Origin of the sequence: Oceanicaulis sp. (genome assembly GCA_040112665.1) — a bacterium.
Taxonomy (GTDB): domain Bacteria; phylum Pseudomonadota; class Alphaproteobacteria; order Caulobacterales; family Maricaulaceae; genus Oceanicaulis.
Genome location: CP157796.1, coordinates 1101314 through 1118510, shown reverse-complemented (window position 1 = coordinate 1118510; position 17197 = coordinate 1101314). Strand labels below are relative to the sequence as shown.

Sequence of the window (17197 nt, the reverse complement as noted above, 5' to 3'; positions counted from 1 at the left end):
GGCTTACGCGGCGCGGGTCTTGCGCGCGTACATCGCCTGGTCGGCTTCGGCCATGGCGGTTTCGACGTCGAGCCCGCGTTCCAGCGCCCGCACGCCCCAGGCCGCGCCGAGCGACAGGGTCTCCGCCTCCCAGGCGATGGGCGTGTTCGCGATCGCTTCGGCCAGCTCGGCGGCCTTGCGTTCGGCGGCCGGGCCGGGGGTGAGGGTCAGCACCACGCCGAATTCGTCCCCGCCCAGACGGCCCACCGCGTCAGTCTCGCGCACATGGGCGGCCAGAAGATCGGCGACGGCCTTCAACGCCGCGTCGCCGGCGGCGTGGCCGTGAGTGTCGTTGATCTGCTTGAAGCCGTTGAGATCGAAATAGACCAGCGCGCTCGGCGCGTCATGACGCTCGGCCAGCGCCAAGGCCTTCGAGACCTCGCGGATGAAGGCCCGGCGATTGAGCACCGGCAGGAAGACGTCGCGGTCGGCGAGGTTCTCGAGATCGCGCACCTTCGCGCGCAGCGCCTCGGTCTCCTTGCGCAGCTGATCGACCTCGCCCATCAGGGTGAGCAGCGCCCGCTGCACGTTCGGGGTCAGCTCGTTCTCCGGCACGCCCATGATCGAGGCGCTGTCGCGCGGCGCGGAGGCCGCGCCAGCGGGCCGGGTCTGGGCGGTCTCGTAGGACCGCGACGCCGCGCCGGCCGGCTCGCGCCGGGCCGTCGCGCCCAAGGGGTCTCCGGGGCGGATCCGCATGCCGCGTCTCCCTTCATGGTGAACGCTTCCTTCACCATGACAGCGCCGCGGTTAAGGAAGGGTTCACCGGTTCGGGGCGCGGCTCAGCCGCCGACCGGCCCGCCGTCCTCGCGCCGGATCGCCACGACCGAGGGCCGGGGCGGCGTGCCGTCGTCGAAATCAGGCCAGCGCGTGCCCGGCGCCTCGAAGCTCGCCCCGTCGGTGTCGCCGGGATGCTGGACAGCGACGAACAGCGTGCGCCCGTCCGGGGTGAAGCGCGGGCCGCACACCTCGGCGCCGTCCGGCGCACGGAAGAACGCCCGGCCCGTGCCCCGCGCCGCGCCCTCGGTGGCGAGCGCCCAGACGCCGTCGTTCGCGCCGGTGTCCTGATTGCCGTCGGTGGCGACCCAGAGCCGGCCCTGGCCGTCCACTGCGCAATTGTCCGGCGAGCCGAACCAGCCGTTTTCGCTGGTCATCGGATTCCAGGTCGCTCCCGAGGCGTCGTCCCCGCACAGCACCACGATGTCCCAGCGCGAGCGCATGGCGGTGAAGTCCCCGGCCGGCTCTGTGATTTCGATGATGTGGCCGTTCCGGTTGTTTGCGCGCGGATTGGCGGCGTCGGTCTGGTCCTCGCCGCGGCGGGAATTGTTGGTCAGCATGACATAGACCTTGCCCGAGCGCGGATCGGGCTCGACGTCCTCGGGCCGGTCCATGGGGGTGGCGCCCAGAAGATCGGCCGCACGGCGGGTCTCGATCAGAACCTCGGCCTGGCTGGCGAACCCGTTCGCGGGCGTCAGCGGGCCCTCGCCGAAAACAAGCGGCAGCCACACGACCGTCCCGTCAGCGTCGAAGCGGGCGACGTAGAGCGTGCCTTCGTCCAGCAGGTCGCGGTTCGCGGCGCGATTTTCAGCGTCGTAGGCGCGCGCGGTGACGAATTTGTACACGTAATCGAAGCGCTGATCGTCGCCCATGTAGAGCACGACGCGCCCGTCCGGCGCCACGACGCTTTCCGCGCCTTCATGCTTGAACCGGCCGAGCGCGGTGCGCTTTTTCGGCGCAGCGCCGGGCGCGAGCGGGTCGACCTCGACCACCCAGCCGAACCGGTTGGGCTCGTTGGGTTCGCGGGAGATGTCGAACCGGTCCTCGAACCGTCCCCACTGATACCAGCCGCCCGGCACGCCGTAGCGCGCGTGATTGGCGGTCTCGGGATGGCCGTCGGGCAGCGCGCCCAGGAAGTAGCCGTTGAAGTTCTCCTCGGCCATCAGATAGGTGCCCCAGGGGGTGATCCCGCCCGCGCAGTTGTTGATCGTGCCCGAGATCGCACGCCCGGTCGGGTCCGCGCTGGTCTGAAGCCGGGGATGGCCGGCGGCCGGCCCGGTCGCGACCATCGGCGTACGGGCATGGATCCGGCGAGTCACGGGGCTGCCGGCCACCGGCGCCCAGCGTCCGTCTTCGCCCAGCGCGATCTCCAGGATCGAACCGCCGTGGGCGGCCTGCTCGGTGGCGCAAAGCGCAGCCGTCATCGAAGCGGGATAACCCTCCGCCACGCCGGGCAGCATCAGCACCGTGTTCGTGTACTCGTGATTGACGCAGAGCACCCCGCGCACCGTACGGCCGCCGGACCGCTCGGTCTCGATGAAGCCGATGTAATCGTTGTTGTATCCGAACTGGCGCGACTGCGCGTCAGCGCTCTGGGCCATCGGATCGAAGGCCGGGCTGTCGGCGAACAAGCCGTCGCCCCAGCGGATCAGCACGTCGGCGCGATAGCCTTCGGGTGCGGCGATCCCCGGGCCGGTCGCGCGTTCGATCTCAGGGAAGTCGAAACGCGCTGCGTTTTCCGCGCCCGCCTCGGCCGTGCTGGCGCAGCCCGTCGCCAGCAGTCCTGCGCCAGCCCCGGCGCCGGCGAGAAATCTGCGCCGCGACAGGCGCTCGGCGAGCACGTCGCCGAAGGTCGGCGCGCCGGCGTTCGCGCGCGGATTGACGGACAGGTCTTCGCTGCGGTCGATGGTCATGTCAGCCTCGTTCACCCCGTTAAGCGGTCTCGTTCCGCGATAGCGCCCCATTGCGACGGCAGCATGACGGCCGGGCGAGAGCGCGCTTGACGAAACATCGCGCGCGCGTAATGTGCCGCGCTTTCTCAAACGCCGGAAGGGCGGCCCCCATGGGTGAAAGCCTCAATCCCGCCGTCGCAGCCGCGCCCATCGCGATCGTCATGGGCTCGCGCTCGGACTGGCCCACGCTCAAGCACGCTGCGGACCTGCTCGACGAGCTGGGCGCGGGCTATGAGGCGAAGGTCGTCTCCGCCCACCGCACGCCGGACCGGCTCTATGACTTCTCGAAGACCGCAGCGGACCGCGGCGTGAAGGTGATCGTCGCGGGCGCGGGCGGCGCGGCGCACCTGCCCGGCATGATCGCGTCGATGACCCATCTGCCCGTGCTCGGCGTGCCGGTGCGCTCCAAGGCGCTGTCGGGGCTCGATTCCCTTCTGTCCATCGTGCAGATGCCCGGCGGGGTGCCGGTGGGCACGCTGGCGGTCGGCGAGGCGGGCGCGAAGAACGCCGCGATCCTGGCCGCCTCGATCGTGGGGCTCTCCGATCCCGCGCTGATGGACCGGCTGAAGGCCTGGCGCGACGCGCTGTCGGACTCCGTGCCCGAAACCGTCGAGGACTAGCGATGACCGCGCCGTGTGACCGCGTCGGCGTGCTCGGCGGCGGCCAGCTGGGCCGCATGCTGGCGCTGGCGGGCGCGCGGATGGGCCTGGACGTCGTGATCTTCGATCCCGAGCCCGACTGTCCCGCGAGCCGCGTGGCGGCCGAGACGATCACCGCGCCCTACGAGGATCTCGACGCGGTCGCGCGCTTTGCGAAAAGCGTCTCTGCGGTCACCTACGAATTTGAGAACGTGCCGGTGCAGACCGCCAAAACCGCCGGCGAGCACGCCCCGCTGCGCCCCGGCGCGAACGCGCTGGAAGCCGCGCAGGATCGGCTGGTCGAAAAGACGTTCCTCAACGGCAACGGCGCACCCACCGTCGCCTTCATGCAGGTCGACGACGCCGAAGGCGCGCGCGCGGCGGCCGGGAAGCTGGGCGTACCGTCGATCCTGAAAACTCGCCGCTTCGGTTATGACGGCAAGGGCCAGCAGGTGATCCGCGAGGTCAGCGAGGCCGCGGACGCCTTCACAGCGATCGGCGCGCGGCCGGCGATTCTGGAAGCCTTCGCCCCGTTCGTGCGCGAACTGTCCATCGTGGCCGCCCGCGATCTCGACGGGACGGTCAGCGCCTTTCCGCTGGCGGAAAACCGCCATGAAGGCGGCATCCTGCGCGAGACGATCGCGCCGGCCGAAGCGAGCGACGCGGTCCGGAGCGAGGCCCTGCGCATCGTCACGGCCCTGCTCGACGCGCTCGAATATGTGGGCGTGCTCGCCGTCGAGCTGTTCGAGCTCGAAGACGGATCGCTTCTGGTCAACGAGATCGCGCCGCGGGTGCACAACACCGGCCACTGGACGATGGACGCGTGCCTTTGCGATCAGTTCGAACAGCATATGCGCGCAGTCGCCGGCTGGCCGCTGGGCGATCCCGCCCCGTTCGCGCCGGCGCGCATGATCAACCTGATCGGGTCTGACGCGGACGACTGGCGGCGCTGGCTCGCCGAGCCCGGCGCGGTGCTGCATCTCTACGGCAAGCGGCAGGCGCGCGAGGGCCGCAAGATGGGCCATGTGAACCTCGTCGAGCGGGGCTGACGCCCGGCGCGCGGCAAATCCCGGAACCGGTCGCCCGGCCCGGCGTTCGCCTGCGGACGCCAGCGCTGGAGTTCCCCATGAAAACCGTTCTCGCCGCCGCCCTGCTCGCCGGCGCCGCTTCGCCCGCTCTCGCCCAGGTTCAGAGCGTCGATCTCGGCGACATGACCGTGGTCTGGGAGGAAAAGGCGTCCGGCCTGGTTCATCCCTGGGGGCTCGCCTTCCTGCCCGACGGCCGGGCGATGATCACCGAGCGGCCGGGCCGGCTACGCATCCTGTCGAAGGACGGCGCGCTGTCGGAGCCCGTCTCCGGCGTGCCCGAGGTTCACAATGTCGAACAGGGCGGGCTTCTCGACGTCGCGGTGGATCCCGACTTTCCCAGCAATCGCTGGGTCTATCTCTCCTACGCCCGGCCCGTGGAGGGCGGGGCCGTGACCGCGCTGGGGCGCGGGCGGATGACCGGTTCGGGGCTTGAGGATTTCGAAGTGATCTTCAGCCAGGACAGGGCGGTCGACAACGGCAAGCATTTCGGCGGCCGGATCGAGTTCGACGATGACGGCCATGTCTTCCTGACCACCGGCGAGCGCTACCAGTTCGATCCCGCGCAGGATCTTTCGAACACGCTTGGAACGACCCTCCGGCTTCATCGCGACGGCTCGATCCCGGAGGATAATCCCTTCGTGGGTGAAGACGGCGCGGACGCGATCTGGTCCTACGGCCACCGCAATATCGAAGCTGCAGCCCATGACGGCGACCGGCTGTGGGTGGCCGAGATGGGCCCGCTGGGCGGCGACGAACTCAACCGGATAGAGCCCGGCGCCAATTACGGCTGGCCGGAGGTCAGCGCGGGCTCGGACTATGACGGCGCGCCCATCCCCGATCCGTCCACCACCGACCGCTACACCCGGGCCGAGCTGACCTGGACGCCGGTGATCAGCCCCTCGGGCATGATCGTCTATGACGGCGACATGTTCGGGGACTGGGCCGGCCACGCCCTGATCGGCGGGCTGACCGCGAACGGCGTGGTGATCGTCGATCCCGAAGCCGGCGAAGAAATCGCCCGCATCCCCATGGGCGCCCGTATCCGCGAGGTGACGCAAGGCCCCGACGGATCGGTCTGGGTCACAACCGACCAGGATGACGGGAAAGTCTGGCGGGTGTATGCGCGCGACTGAGGCTCAGGCGATCAGTCCGCTGAACCGGCCGAGCCCGTCCGCGCCGGGAAACACCGCCCGGGCGAGATCTGCGCGGTCGTGGCCCCAATGGTCCGACAAAACCGCGGCGAACAGGGCGCGCAGATCGTTCGCCGGATAAAGATCGCGATCCTCGTAAAGCCGGTCGAGACCCGGCCAGTCGCCGATGATCCGGCCGCCGCGCACCGCGCCGCCGGCGAGCAGGGCCAGCCCGCCCGTGCCGTGATCGGTGCCGCCCGCCCCGTTCTCGCGCACGGTCCGGCCGAATTCGGTCGTCACGATCACCGCTGTCTGCGCCCAGGCCGGGCCCAGCCGCCGTTCGAGCTCTGAGAGAACCGCGTCGAGCCCGGCGAGTCTCTGGGCGAGCTGGCCGGTCTCCGCGCCCTGGCGCACATGGGTGTCCCAGCCGTCGAGACTGAGCACGGCGAGATCCGGGCCGCCCGGCGCAATGAGCAGATTGCCCGCCGCGGCGCCCAGAAGGCGCGCCGCTTCCAGTCCGCGGGCCCCCGCGCGCATACCGCCGCCCATCGCAGCGTCGTCTTCGGTCATGGCGCGGGCTGCGGCGTCGGTTTCCAGCGCGCGCGCCAGCGCCGGGCCCAGCGAGGGGTCGTCGCGATAAAGGTCCATGAGCCGCGCGATGGTGTCGTCGTCCGCGCCCGGCAGAACCGCCGGCGCCCAGCTCGCCGCAGGCGCCGCGCCTCTCAGCACCAGCGGCAGATCGCGGCCCACCGCGACTGCGCCGGGCGCTGCGCCGCCCATCAGCGTCAGGGCGCGATTGAGCCAGCCGTCGCGCGGTACGGCGAGGCCCGCCTCCAGCCGGTCCTGCCCGTCGAAATGGGAGCGGTCGCGATAGTCGGTCGCCGCGGCGTGCAGCGCCAGAAGCTCGCCGCGCCGGTAAAGGCCCGAAGCGTGGTCCAGCGCGGGGTGAAAGACGAAGCCGTCCGACGCCTCCGCCCCGCCTGTCAGCGCGAGCCCGCCGCGCAGCGAGCGGTAGCGGCGTTCGCCCAGAGGCGCGAGCGCTGCGAGACCGTCGAGCGCGCCGCGCAGGATGATCAGCACCAGCTTGCGCCCCTGAGCGCGGGGCGCTTGTGCGAAGGCCGCGCCGGGCAGGAGGGACAGCGCGGCGCCGGCTGCGATCAGGGCGCGGCGGGACGGATCGGTGCGGGACATGGCGGTCTCCCTCAGCGGCGCTGGAATTCGGGGCTCATGAACAGAAGGGTCAGCCCCTGCTCTGCGGTCTGGGCGCGGGCGATAGCCTGCCTAGTCTCCTCGCCGAGCCGGGCGCCCAGCACCGCCTCGGCTCGCTCGCGGGGCGCGGAGCGGGGACCGGCGCGTTCGGCGAGGCTCGAGGCGAAATCCAGCCGTTTGAGCACGGCGTCCGGTCCCGCCCAGTCCGCCTCGGTGTCCGGCCAGCCGGCCGGGGACGGGGCGGAGAACGGCGCCTGGCCGAGCGAGCTGTAGGCCGAATAAAGCTGGCGCGGCGCGAGATCCGCCGCGTCGAGCGCGCGCAGCGAGGAGATCAGGAAGTCTTCGGGCGTCTTGAACTTCCCAAACCCCGGATCGAAGGCGGAGGGCGCGGTGATCAGTGCGCCGGCGACGGCTGCGAGATCGCCGCCGCTTCTGCGCCAGGCGGTGACCAGATGGTCGACGTCGCGCCGGTCGGGGACGTCGGAAATAAAATGCCGGGCGATCTTCAGGCAGACGAAGCGCGCGGTCTGCTCCATGCCCGCGACATGCAGCAGCGCGTCGCGCGCACGCTCCGGACCGTCGCCGGCGAAGCGCCGGCCGAGCAGGGTGTGGGCGCCGGGCTCCTGCAGGAGGTCTGAAAAGACCGTCCGGCCGATCTGATCATCGGAAACCCTCAGCCGCCGCGAGCCGACCGTCCAGCCGGTCAGGATGCGGGCGAGGGCCTCGACGTCGACCTGGCTGTAGCCGCCGTCAGAGCCCAGGGTGTGCAGTTCCAGGATTTCGCGGGCGAGGTTCTCGTTGAGCCCGAGATCGCGCCGGCGTCCGGCGGGCGAATTGGGACCCACGCTCACCGCCTGGTCGAGATAGATCAGCATGGCGGGGTGCAGCTCGCAGGCGAGCAGCAGCTCCGCAAAACTTGCAAACGCCAGGGGACGCACCGCTTCGGCTTCCAGCGTCGGCGCGACGAGGGCGGACTGGAGTGAATTAGACGCGACAGTGAAATGGTTCGACCAGAACCGCACCCAGCGCTCTGAAAACCCGGCGCCGGTCTGGACCGCGAGCGTCGTTCGGGCGGCGACATGGGCGGCGCGGGGCTCGCGGATCATGGCGCGGATCTCGCGCTGAACGTCCTCCGCGTCCCCGCCGCCCTGCCGAAGCCGGGCGGTGAGCGGGCGGTAGTTTTGCTGGAAGTCGCGCAGGATCGCGTCGGATCGCGGCAGGCCGGTGAGCGGCTCGGCCCGTCCGATCTGCGCGGCGAGCCAGTCGCGCGGCGCGCGGCGCACCAGATCGATCTCGCCGGGCCTGGCTCCGAGCCCGAAGCGGGTTACTGCAACGCTGGCGTCCATCGCGCTCATGCGCGCCTCCAGATCCGGCCACGTCAGACCTTACGGCGGGGGCGGCGCGGTTCCGTCGAAGCCGGAACGAAAAAAGCCGGACCCGCTAGGGCCCGGCTTCGTTTCACGACAGTCTGGAAAGCCTACGCGGTCGCCTTGTCGGCGGCGGCGCGGTCCTTGTTCCAGTAGCTGACCGACTTGACCTTCGAGCGGTCGCAGCGGTCGGCGTATTTCTTCGCGATCTCGGTGACTTCCTCCATCAGGCCTTCGGCGAGGGTGATGGGTTTCAGGCCCATCGACAGGAAGGTGTCGTTCTCAACGTGCAGATCGTTCTCGTCCGCCTCGTTGCGCGGGTTGGGCAGGTTGGCGACCTCCACCCCGGTCAGATCGGAGATCATCTTGGCCAGTTCGCGGACCCGGTGGGTCTCGGTCATCTGGTTCATGATCCGCACGCGCTCGCCGGTCTGCGGCGGGTTCTCGACCGCCAGCTGGATGCAGCGCGCCGTGTCCTGGATGTGGATGAAGGCGCGGGTCTGACCGCCCGTGCCGTGCACGGTCAGCGGGAAGTCGATCGCGGCCTGCATCAGGAAGCGGTTCAGGACGGTGCCGTAATCCCCGTCATAGTCGAACCGGTTGATCAGGCGCTCGTCCTTCTTGGTCTCTTCGGTCTGGGTGCCCCAGACGATGCCCTGATGAAGGTCGGTGATCTTCACCTTGTCGTTCTTATTGTAGAAGTGGAAGAACAGCTGATCCTGCGTCTTCGTCATGTGGTAGATCGAGCCCGGATTGGCCGGGTAGAGGATTTCCTGATCCTTCAGGCCCTCGCTCGTCTCCACCTTCACCTTCAGATAGCCTTCGGGGATCTTCATCCCCGCCGTGCCGTAGCCGTACACGCCCATCGTGCCCAGGTGGACGAGGTGGATGTCCAGCCCCGTCTCCACGATCGCGGCGAGCACGTCGTTGGTGGCGTTCAGGTTATTGTCGACCGTGTAGCGCTTGTGGCGCGCGGACTTCATCGAATAGGGCGCGGCGCGCTGTTCGGCGAAGTGCACGATGGCGTCGGGCTTCTCGGCGACGATCAGGTCGACCAGCTGCTGGTAGTCCTTGCCGATCGTCATGTCGACGAAGCGGATCTCCTTGCCGGACACCTCTTTCCACACCGCAAGGCGCTCGCCCATCGGACGGATCGGGGTGAGGCTGTCGACCTCGAGCTCGATATCGATCTTGCGGCGGGACAGATTGTCCACGATCACAACGTCATGGCCGCGCGCAGACAGGTGCAGCGCCGACGGCCAGCCGCAAAAACCGTCTCCGCCGAGTACGATCACTTTCATCGGGATAACTCCGGGTGAGGTGCGCCCTTGTGGAAATTCCACGAGGTTCTGGCAGGCCCGGCGCGGCGATGCAAGAGCGGGGGGCCGCTCGGCCGCTGGGATGTGGACGGGGACGGCGCGAGGGTCTAAACCGCGCGCGTCACGCGCCCGCCGGGATTTTCCGCGCCGAGGCCGCCGTCCAACATGTCGTCAGGAGTTCACCATGGCCCTTCGCGTCGCCATCAACGGGTTCGGCCGGATCGGCCGTCTGGCGCTGCGCGCCGTCCTCGAACATGAGCGTACCGGCGAGTTCGAGATCGTCGCCATCAACAATTCCGGCACGCCCGAAGCGATCGCCCACCTGTTCGCCTATGACAGCGTGCACGGCCGCTATCGCGGCGCGCTGACCACCGGCGAGGATTTCATCGATCTGGGCTTCGGCAAGATCGTGAAGGTCAACGAGCGCGATCCGGCGAAGCTGCCCTGGGCCGACATGGGCGTCGATCTGGTGATGGAATGCACCGGCGCGTTCAACGACAAGGCCAAGGCGAGCGCCCATCTCGAGGCGGGCGCAAAACGGGTGCTGTGCTCGGCGCCGGCGAAGAACGCCGACAAGACGATCGTCTACGGGGTCAATCACGACCAGCTGACCGCCGAGGACCTGATCGTCTCCAACGCCAGCTGCACCACGAACGGTCTCGCCCCGGTGGCTAAAGTCCTCAACGACGCGGTCGGCATCGAGCGCGGCCATATGACCACGATCCACTCCTATACCGGCGACCAGCCCACGCTGGACCGGAACCACAAGGACCTGCACCGCGCCCGCGCCGCGGCGCTGTCCATGGTGCCGACCACGACCGGCGCGGCCAAGGCGGTCGGCGAGGTTCTGCCCGAGCTGAAAGGCAGGCTCGACGGCGGCGCGATCCGCGTGCCGACCCCGAACGTCTCGGTCATCGATCTGGTGTTCACGCCGGGCAAGGCGACCAGCGCGGACGAGATCAACGCCGCGATCCGCGCCGCCGCGGACGGGCCGATGGCCGGCGTGCTCGGCTATGACACTGCGCCGCTGGTCAGCGTGGACTACAACCACGACCCGCGCTCCTCGATCGTGGCGCTGGACAAGACCAACGTCATCGACGAGCGGCTGGTCCGCGTGATGACCTGGTACGACAACGAATGGGGCTTCGCCTGCCGCATGCTGGACACGGCCGCCGCGATGGGGCGGTTCATCTAGCGCCGAAGCTCCTTACCCGCTGTGCGGGAGCGGCGGCTGGAAAGCCCCCCACCCTCCCCTTGAGGGGAGGGCTAGGGTGGGGTGGAGATCACAGAGCGCGGCGATCGATCGATTGCGCGCCCCACCCCGGCCCTCCCCCGAGGGGGAGGGAGGGGCGCATCACCGGCGGCGGTTCGACCGGCCGCATCAGACCTAGACGATCTGTGGAGAGCTTCAGCATGATCCGACGCCTTCAAGACGCCGACGTTTCAGGCAAGCGCGTGCTGGTGCGCGTGGACTTCAACGTGCCGATGTCCGGCGGTCAGGTGAGCGACGACACCCGCCTGCGCGCTGCGCTGCCGACGATCGCGCATCTGCGCGAGCACGGCGCGAAGATCGTCCTCGCCGCGCATTTCGACCGCCCCAAGGGCAAGCGCGTGCCGGAGATGAGCCTTGCGCCCGTCGCCGCCCCGCTCGAAGCGCTGATCGGCTCGGACGTGAAATTCGTCTCCGACTGTATCGGGACCGACGCCGAGCAGGCCGCCGCCAGCCTCAAGCCCGGCCAGGTCCTGCTGCTCGAGAACACGCGGTTTCACGCCGGCGAGGAAGCGAACGATCCCGAATTCGCCGACGCCCTCGCGAAACTCGCCGACCTCTACGTCAACGATGCGTTTTCCGCCGCGCACCGGGCGCATGCCTCCACGGTGGGCGTCGCCGAGCGCCTGCCGGCCTATGCCGGGCTGAGCCTTCAGCGCGAGATCGACCATCTCACCGCAGGGCTGGAAAACCCCAACCGGCCGCTTCTGGCGGTGGTGGGCGGGGCGAAGGTCTCCACCAAGATCGATCTTCTGAAGAACCTCGTGACCAAGGTCGACCGGCTGTTCGTGGGCGGGGCGATGGCCAACACCTTCCTGGCTGCGCGCGGCCACGAGATGGGCGCGAGCCTGCTCGAAGCCGATCTTCTGGACACCGCGCGCGAGATCGAGGCGGCCGCCGGCGCGGCGAACTGCCAGATCCTGCTGCCCGTGGACGGGGTGGTGACGACCGAATTCAAGCCGCACGCCGACCGCCGCGTGGCGAGCGTCGAGGATATCGGCGCGAGCGAGATGATGCTCGATGTCGGGCCCGACACCGTCGACCGGCTGGCCGATGCGATCGACACCGCGCGCACCCTGGTCTGGAACGGCCCGCTGGGCGCGTTCGAGACCGAGCCCTTCGACACCGGCACGATGGAAGCGGCGCGCTACGCCGCCCGGCGCTGCCTTGACGCGGGCCTGACCGCCGTGGCCGGCGGCGGGGACACCGTCGCCGCGCTGAACAAGGCGGGGGTGAGCGAAGATTTCACCTTCGTGTCGACCGCCGGGGGCGCGTTCCTGGAATGGCTCGAGGGCAAGACCCTGCCCGGCGTCGCCGCGTTACAGGACTAGCCCGGCTTGACGCGCGCGGCGCGCGCGGCGAGTAAGAGCCGCCCGGGCACGCGGGCGGGCGGAGCGCATCGCACAGGGGACCCTTAGATGAATCTCGACCAGCTCAACGAAATCGCCCTGCGCATGGTCGCGCCGGGCAAGGGCATTCTCGCCGCCGACGAGAGCACGCGCACGATCAAGAAGCGCTTCGACTCCATCGGGCTGAAAAGCACCGAGGACAGCCGCCGCGATTGGCGCGAGATGCTGTTCCGCACCGAGCCGGCGATGAGCGAGCACATCTCCGGGGTCATCCTCTACGACGAGACCATCCGCCAGAAGGCCGCAGACGGCAAGCGCCTGGTCGAGCTGATCGAGAAGTCGGGCTCCATCCCCGGCATCAAGGTCGACGCCGGCGCCAAGGACCTCGCCGGTTCGCCGGGCGAGAAGATCACCGAGGGTCTGGACGGGCTGCGCGAGCGGCTGAAGGAGTATTACGAGCTCGGCGCGCGCTTTGCGAAATGGCGCGCGGTGATCGAGGTCGGCGCCGGGGGCGACGAGTCCATCCCCAGCCAGTACTGCATCAACGCCAACATGCACGCGCTCGGCCGCTACGCCGCGCTGTGCCAGGAAAACGACATCGTCCCGATCGTCGAGCCTGAGGTGATCATGGACGGCGATCACGACATCGAGCGCTGCTTCGAGATCACCGAGTACACCCTGCGCAAGCTTTATGAAGAGCTGTTCGCCCAGGGGGTGGTACTCGAAGGCACGGTCCTCAAGCCCAACATGGTGATCGCGGGCTCGAAATGCGAAGACCAGGCGAGCCGCGAGGAAGTCGCCGAGATGACGGTGCAGTGCCTGATGAACGCGGTCCCCGCCGCCGTGCCCGGCATCGCGTTCCTGTCCGGCGGCCAGTCCGACGAGGACGCCACCGCGCATCTGAACATCATGAACGAGGGCTTCGACCTGCCTTGGCCGCTGACCTTCTCCTACGGCCGCGCGCTTCAGGCCGCGCCGCTGAAGGCCTGGAACGGCAAGGACGTCGAGGCCGGCCAGAAAGCCTTCAACCACCGCGCCCGCATGAACGGCCTCGCCTCGCTGGGCGAGTGGAACGAGAAGCTGGAAAAAGAGGGCTGAGGCGCGCTTTCGCTTTCAGAACCAAGAAACCCCGGCTCGCCGAGCCGGGGTTTCTTGTTTGATTGTTGACTCAATAAAGGGGGCGTGGACCGTTTGGCTTTGATGACTACCTTGCTGGCATCTTTGCTTCAATGGCACGTATTGCGTCGTCGACGGACTGCGCCATGAGAAGCAGAGTCTGAAGCACTGGATCTCCTTCCATGAGCCCGGGTTCGTCGAAATTCACATAAAACGTTGCGCTTCCATAATTTGTGATTGTCATAGGTTCGTCGGTCGCAATAAGCCCCACCGCTCTACCCTGCTCAACTACAGCGGTCATGTTACTAAATGTATTACGACCCCGTTCCGTAAATCCGGATATTCCACTAATTTCTGTAATGCCATATGAAACAATCGGCAATCTGTGTTTGTCGATATTCCAAAGTTTTCCGGTCAGCCACAAATGCCGGTTTCCCGCTTTATAAGGTTTAATTTGGTCGACAATCAATTTCGCGACGTCAGGAAATGCCGCATTGATTGCACTACGCTCAACTTCTCTCTGCAAATTTTTCTCTTCTTCGTGCATTGGGAATTTGCTGCGAGTGCGAGCTTCTTCGTTACCCGCGGCAGCGGCGAATAGATCGCTGGCGACGTGCTCCAACGCGGATCGGACATTATGGATAAAGTCTCCAACTATTAGAGGAATCACGGGGGGGAGGGGTTTCGTCATGGCAACCCGAAGGCCGTAAAGCTGAACGGCTTCGTCGAAATCCGCGGTGATCGAGTAAGGGCGGGTGCGGAAGAACTGGATCGCAGCACCCTCAAGCTGAGCAAGGTGCTGGTAGGCTCGTTCAACTTTCTGTTTTGCGCTTTCAAACACGTTCTCATCTCCTCAGGGCAGGCGCGCACAGCGAACAAGGACGACTATGCCGCATACCCTATTGCCAGCGCGGAGCGCCGAATCGGAACACTTCACGAACATATAGAGACTCGCTCGCGCTTGAGTCGAGTCACAAACGCTTTGCTTATTGTAAAAAGCGCGCTTTCAGGAACGGTCTCGTCGATGCTTCCTCACCGCGCCAGAAACCCGTTCTGCGACAGCTCGGGCGCATAGCGCCTGAGCACGGCCGGGTCTGGCGGGCCGCAGGCGGTGTCGGGGTCGGCTTCTTCGAGCATGTCGGCGATCACGGCGAGGCGGGCGGCGCGCTTGTCGTCGGCGCGCACCACCTTCCAGGGCACCGCGCCGCCGGTCCGGGCCAGCATCGCGTCGCGCGCCCGGGTGTAGTCGTCGAACTTTTCCAGCGCCGCGTCGTCGACCGGCGAGATCTTCCAGTGCTTGAGCGGGTTGATCCGCCGGTCCTCGAGCCGTGCGGCCTGCTCGTCCCGGCTGATGTCGAGATAGTATTTCAGGAGCTTCAGCCCGCCCTCCACGAGCAGCCGCTCGAACGCCTCGACCTGATCCATGAAGGCGGCGTGCTGATCCGGCATGCAATAGCCCATGACCGTCTCGACCCCGGCGCGGTTGTACCAGGAGCGGTTGAACAGGACGATCTCGCCGCCGGCCGGCAGCCAGGGGATCCAGCGCTGGAAGTACCAGCTCTCCCGGTCGCGCTCGGTGGGCACGCCCAGCGCCACGGCGCGGGTCTCGCGCGGGGACTGGTGGGCGGCGATGCGCTTGATCACGCCGTCCTTGCCCGAGGCGTCGCGGCCCTCGAAGATCACCAGAAGCCGCCGCTTCTCCGCGATCAGACGCCGCTGCATCGCCGCGAGCCCGATCTGAAGCCGCCTGAGCTCGGCCTTGTAGCTGTCCTTCTCCATCCCGCCAGCTTGGCGCGCGGCGGGCGGACCGGGCAAGGGCGGTTTTCGCGCCACTCCCCGCGCCGAGGAAACGTCAGAGCGTAAAGCTGAACCGCAACTCCCTCCCCTTGATGGGGAGGGTCCGCCCCAAAGGGCGGGGGTGGGGTGAAGATCGTAGAGCGCTGAGACCTGCAAACCTCGGCGTTCCCCCACCCGGCCCGAGGCTTCGCCTCGGCCCACCCTCCCCGCAGAGGGGGAGGGAATTTCCGACGGCGACGCGCTCACACTTTTCTGAGACCGCCGAACCTCCTTCCCTCCCCTTGATGGGGAGGGTGCCCGCGAAGCGGGCGGGTGGGGGTGAGCGCTGGTGCGCGAAGCGCATCAATCGATCCGGTGGACCGATTGAAGGCGGCGAACGGGCCGGCAGGCCCCGGAAGATCGTAGAGCGCCGAGACCTGCAGACCTCGGCGCTCCCCCCACCCGTCTCGGCGCTGCGCGCCGATCCACCCTCCCCACAGAGGGGGAGGGAGTTAGACGCCGCACCATCAGAGACGTCCGAGCGAAAAGCTCCAACGCAACGCCCTCACCTGAGGAAAGCAGGCCTACTCCGCAGCTTCCACGGCCGGCGCCTCGACCTTGCCCAGGCGCGAGCGGTCGCCGGCGTTTCCGAAGCGGATATGGCCGTCGTCGAGCTTGCCGTAGCGGATGGTGATCATGTCCTTGACGTAGTTCTGATAGGTCCGCCAAGGCGGGACCGCGCCCTGTTTCGGCAGGCCGGGCAATGCGCGCTGGACATAGCCCGAGGAGAAATCGAGCAGCGGCAGGGTTTCAAGATCCGCCGGCGGTTCGGCGACGGCGTAGTCCGCGCCGGTCTTTCTCATATGGTTGAGCATCCGGCAGACCCGCTCGCAGGTCAGGTCGATCTTCAGCGTCCAGCTGGCGTTGGTGTAGCCGAAGGCCAGCGCCATGTTCGGCACGTCCGACAGCATCATGCCGCGATAGGTGACGTGCTCGGGCGGCTCGAAGGACGCGCCGTCCACGTCGATCGCGATCGCGCCGCCCACCTGCATCTCCAGCCCCGTCGCGGGGATGACCAGATCGGCGTCGAGCCGCTCGCCCGATTTCAGCACGATCCCGGTCTCGTCGAAGCGCTCGATATGGTCGGTGTGGATGCTCGCCTTCCCGCTTTTCAGCGCATCGAAGAAATCGCCCTCAGGCGCGAGGCAGAAGCGCTGATCCCACGGGTTATAGGCCGGCGAGAAATGGGTCTCGACGGGGAAGTCCTCGCCCAGAGTCTTGCGGATTTCCTTGAGCACGCCCTTCTTCACGAACCCCGGATAGCGCCGGGCGAGATTGAAGAAGAAGATGGCCAGGCCGATATTCTTGACCCGGGTGAGGAGGTAAGCCGCCTTGCCCGGCAGGACTTTTCTCAGCGCATCGGCGATCGCGTCGCGGCTGGGCCGGGCGGCGATATAGCTGGGTGAGCGCTGCAGCATGGCCACGCTCGCCGCTGCCTCGGCCATGGCCGGCACCAGCGTGATCGCGGTCGCGCCAGAGCCGATGACCACCACGCGCTTTCCGGCGTAGTCGTAGCTCTCGTCCCAGAGCTGGGGGTGGATCACGTCGCCCCTGAAGCTGTCGAGCCCTGGAAAGTCGGGCATGTATCCGCGGTCGTAGCGATAATACCCCGAGCACATCATCACGAAGCGGGCCTTGTAGACCTCGGTCTGCCCGCCGCGCTCGGCGGTGATCGTCCAGCGCGCCTCTTCGGTCGACCAGCTCGCGGTCTTCACCCGCGTGCCGAAGCGGACATGGTCGATGATCCCGCTCTCCTCGGCGGTCTGGCGGACATAATTGCGGATCGAGGGGCCGTCGGCGAAGACCTTGCCGTCCGTCCAGGGCCGGAAGCTGTAGCCGAACGTGTACATGTCGCTGTCGGAGCGGATGCCCGGATAGCGGAACAGGTCCCACGTGCCGCCCAGATCGTCGCGCGCTTCGAGGATCACGAAGCGCTCCTGCGGCGATTTCATCTGCAGATGGCGCGCCGCGCCGATCCCGGAAATCCCGGCCCCGACGATCAGAACGTCGATCTCCACCGGCTCTGCGTCGGGACGGGTCAGGGTCTGCACGGTCATGGGTCGCGCCTCCTCGCCCAATTATGTGAACACCGTTCACTAATCGATGCAAG

General features: G+C 67.9%; 14 protein-coding genes. 6 read left to right on the top strand and 8 right to left on the bottom strand.

Annotation, left to right across the window (positions count from 1 at the left end):
• Positions 1-3 precede the first annotated feature (3 nt).
• Positions 4-735, bottom strand: coding sequence for a GGDEF domain-containing protein (locus tag ABL308_05235; GenBank protein XBQ17282.1), 732 nt, complete (start codon positions 733-735; stop codon positions 4-6).
• Between the two features lie 83 nt (positions 736-818).
• Positions 819-2726 (bottom strand): PhoX family phosphatase, encoded by a 1908-nt coding sequence (locus tag ABL308_05230; GenBank protein ID XBQ17281.1) that lies wholly within the window; start codon positions 2724-2726, stop codon positions 819-821.
• Between the two features lie 149 nt (positions 2727-2875).
• Here ABL308_05230 and purE point away from each other — a divergent pair, with 149 nt between their 5' ends.
• The 3 genes from purE to ABL308_05215 all read left to right on the top strand — a co-directional run bounded on the left by purE (position 2876) and on the right by ABL308_05215 (position 5624).
• Entirely contained in the window at positions 2876-3385 is a 510-nt protein-coding gene (gene purE, locus ABL308_05225) for a 5-(carboxyamino)imidazole ribonucleotide mutase (GenBank protein XBQ17280.1), read from the top strand.
• 2 nt (positions 3386-3387) lie between these two features.
• Positions 3388-4452 carry a 5-(carboxyamino)imidazole ribonucleotide synthase gene (locus tag ABL308_05220; GenBank protein XBQ17279.1) on the top strand — a complete coding sequence of 355 codons (1065 nt, stop codon included), beginning with the start codon at positions 3388-3390 and terminating at the stop codon, positions 4450-4452.
• 77 nt (positions 4453-4529) lie between these two features.
• On the top strand, positions 4530-5624 hold the full coding sequence (locus tag ABL308_05215) for a PQQ-dependent sugar dehydrogenase (GenBank protein ID XBQ17278.1): 1095 nt from the start codon (positions 4530-4532) through the stop codon (positions 5622-5624).
• Positions 5625-5627: 3 nt separating this feature from the next.
• Here the strand turns inward: ABL308_05215 and ABL308_05210 are convergent, their stop codons facing one another.
• The 3 genes from ABL308_05210 to ABL308_05200 form a co-directional block, all read right to left on the bottom strand.
• Positions 5628-6812 carry a DUF1501 domain-containing protein gene (locus tag ABL308_05210; protein XBQ17277.1) on the bottom strand — a complete coding sequence of 395 codons (1185 nt, stop codon included), beginning with the start codon at positions 6810-6812 and terminating at the stop codon, positions 5628-5630.
• Between the two features lie 11 nt (positions 6813-6823).
• Positions 6824-8185, bottom strand: a complete 1362-nt coding sequence (locus tag ABL308_05205; GenBank protein XBQ17276.1) for a DUF1800 domain-containing protein — start codon at positions 8183-8185, stop codon at positions 6824-6826.
• A gap of 122 nt (positions 8186-8307) precedes the next feature.
• Positions 8308-9498 (bottom strand): NAD-dependent epimerase/dehydratase family protein, encoded by a 1191-nt coding sequence (locus ABL308_05200; GenBank protein ID XBQ17275.1) that lies wholly within the window; start codon positions 9496-9498, stop codon positions 8308-8310.
• Positions 9499-9700: 202 nt separating this feature from the next.
• On the opposite strand from ABL308_05200, the gene gap reads away from it, so the two are divergent.
• The 3 genes from gap to ABL308_05185 all read left to right on the top strand — a co-directional run bounded on the left by gap (position 9701) and on the right by ABL308_05185 (position 13233).
• On the top strand, positions 9701-10711 hold the full coding sequence (gap, locus tag ABL308_05195; protein ID XBQ17274.1) for a type I glyceraldehyde-3-phosphate dehydrogenase: 1011 nt from the start codon (positions 9701-9703) through the stop codon (positions 10709-10711).
• 218 nt (positions 10712-10929) lie between these two features.
• Positions 10930-12117 (top strand): phosphoglycerate kinase, encoded by a 1188-nt coding sequence (locus ABL308_05190; GenBank protein XBQ17273.1) that lies wholly within the window; start codon positions 10930-10932, stop codon positions 12115-12117.
• An 87-nt stretch (positions 12118-12204) separates the two neighbouring features.
• Entirely contained in the window at positions 12205-13233 is a 1029-nt protein-coding gene (locus ABL308_05185) for a class I fructose-bisphosphate aldolase (GenBank protein ID XBQ17272.1), read from the top strand.
• 106 nt (positions 13234-13339) lie between these two features.
• Here the strand turns inward: ABL308_05185 and ABL308_05180 are convergent, their stop codons facing one another.
• The 3 genes from ABL308_05180 to ABL308_05170 all read right to left on the bottom strand — a co-directional run bounded on the left by ABL308_05180 (position 13340) and on the right by ABL308_05170 (position 17144).
• Positions 13340-14092 carry a hypothetical protein gene (locus ABL308_05180; GenBank protein ID XBQ17271.1) on the bottom strand — a complete coding sequence of 251 codons (753 nt, stop codon included), beginning with the start codon at positions 14090-14092 and terminating at the stop codon, positions 13340-13342.
• A 191-nt stretch (positions 14093-14283) separates the two neighbouring features.
• Positions 14284-15030 carry a polyphosphate kinase 2 gene (gene ppk2 / locus ABL308_05175; GenBank protein ID XBQ17270.1) on the bottom strand — a complete coding sequence of 249 codons (747 nt, stop codon included), beginning with the start codon at positions 15028-15030 and terminating at the stop codon, positions 14284-14286.
• Between the two features lie 581 nt (positions 15031-15611).
• Complete coding sequence (locus tag ABL308_05170) at positions 15612-17144, bottom strand: NAD(P)/FAD-dependent oxidoreductase (protein XBQ17269.1); 1533 nt, start codon at positions 17142-17144, stop codon at positions 15612-15614.
• Between the last annotated feature and the right edge of the window lie 53 nt (positions 17145-17197).

Excerpts from the sequence above, each read along its gene's own strand:
- ABL308_05215 (XBQ17278.1), top strand. The coding sequence starts at position 4,530 with ATGAAAACCGTTCTCGCCGCCGCCCTGCTCGCCGGCGCCGCTTCGCCC.
- ABL308_05230 (XBQ17281.1), bottom strand. The coding sequence starts at position 2,726 with ATGACCATCGACCGCAGCGAAGACCTGTCCGTCAATCCGCGCGCGAAC.
- ABL308_05190 (XBQ17273.1), top strand. The coding sequence starts at position 10,930 with ATGATCCGACGCCTTCAAGACGCCGACGTTTCAGGCAAGCGCGTGCTG.
- ABL308_05210 (XBQ17277.1), bottom strand. The coding sequence starts at position 6,812 with ATGTCCCGCACCGATCCGTCCCGCCGCGCCCTGATCGCAGCCGGCGCC.
- ABL308_05220 (XBQ17279.1), top strand. The coding sequence starts at position 3,388 with ATGACCGCGCCGTGTGACCGCGTCGGCGTGCTCGGCGGCGGCCAGCTG.
- ABL308_05235 (XBQ17282.1), bottom strand. The coding sequence starts at position 735 with ATGCGGATCCGCCCCGGAGACCCCTTGGGCGCGACGGCCCGGCGCGAG.
- purE (XBQ17280.1), top strand. The coding sequence starts at position 2,876 with ATGGGTGAAAGCCTCAATCCCGCCGTCGCAGCCGCGCCCATCGCGATC.
- ABL308_05205 (XBQ17276.1), bottom strand. The coding sequence starts at position 8,185 with ATGAGCGCGATGGACGCCAGCGTTGCAGTAACCCGCTTCGGGCTCGGA.
- ABL308_05170 (XBQ17269.1), bottom strand. The coding sequence starts at position 17,144 with ATGACCGTGCAGACCCTGACCCGTCCCGACGCAGAGCCGGTGGAGATC.
- ABL308_05200 (XBQ17275.1), bottom strand. The coding sequence starts at position 9,498 with ATGAAAGTGATCGTACTCGGCGGAGACGGTTTTTGCGGCTGGCCGTCG.
- ABL308_05185 (XBQ17272.1), top strand. The coding sequence starts at position 12,205 with ATGAATCTCGACCAGCTCAACGAAATCGCCCTGCGCATGGTCGCGCCG.
- ppk2 (XBQ17270.1), bottom strand. The coding sequence starts at position 15,030 with ATGGAGAAGGACAGCTACAAGGCCGAGCTCAGGCGGCTTCAGATCGGG.
- gap (XBQ17274.1), top strand. The coding sequence starts at position 9,701 with ATGGCCCTTCGCGTCGCCATCAACGGGTTCGGCCGGATCGGCCGTCTG.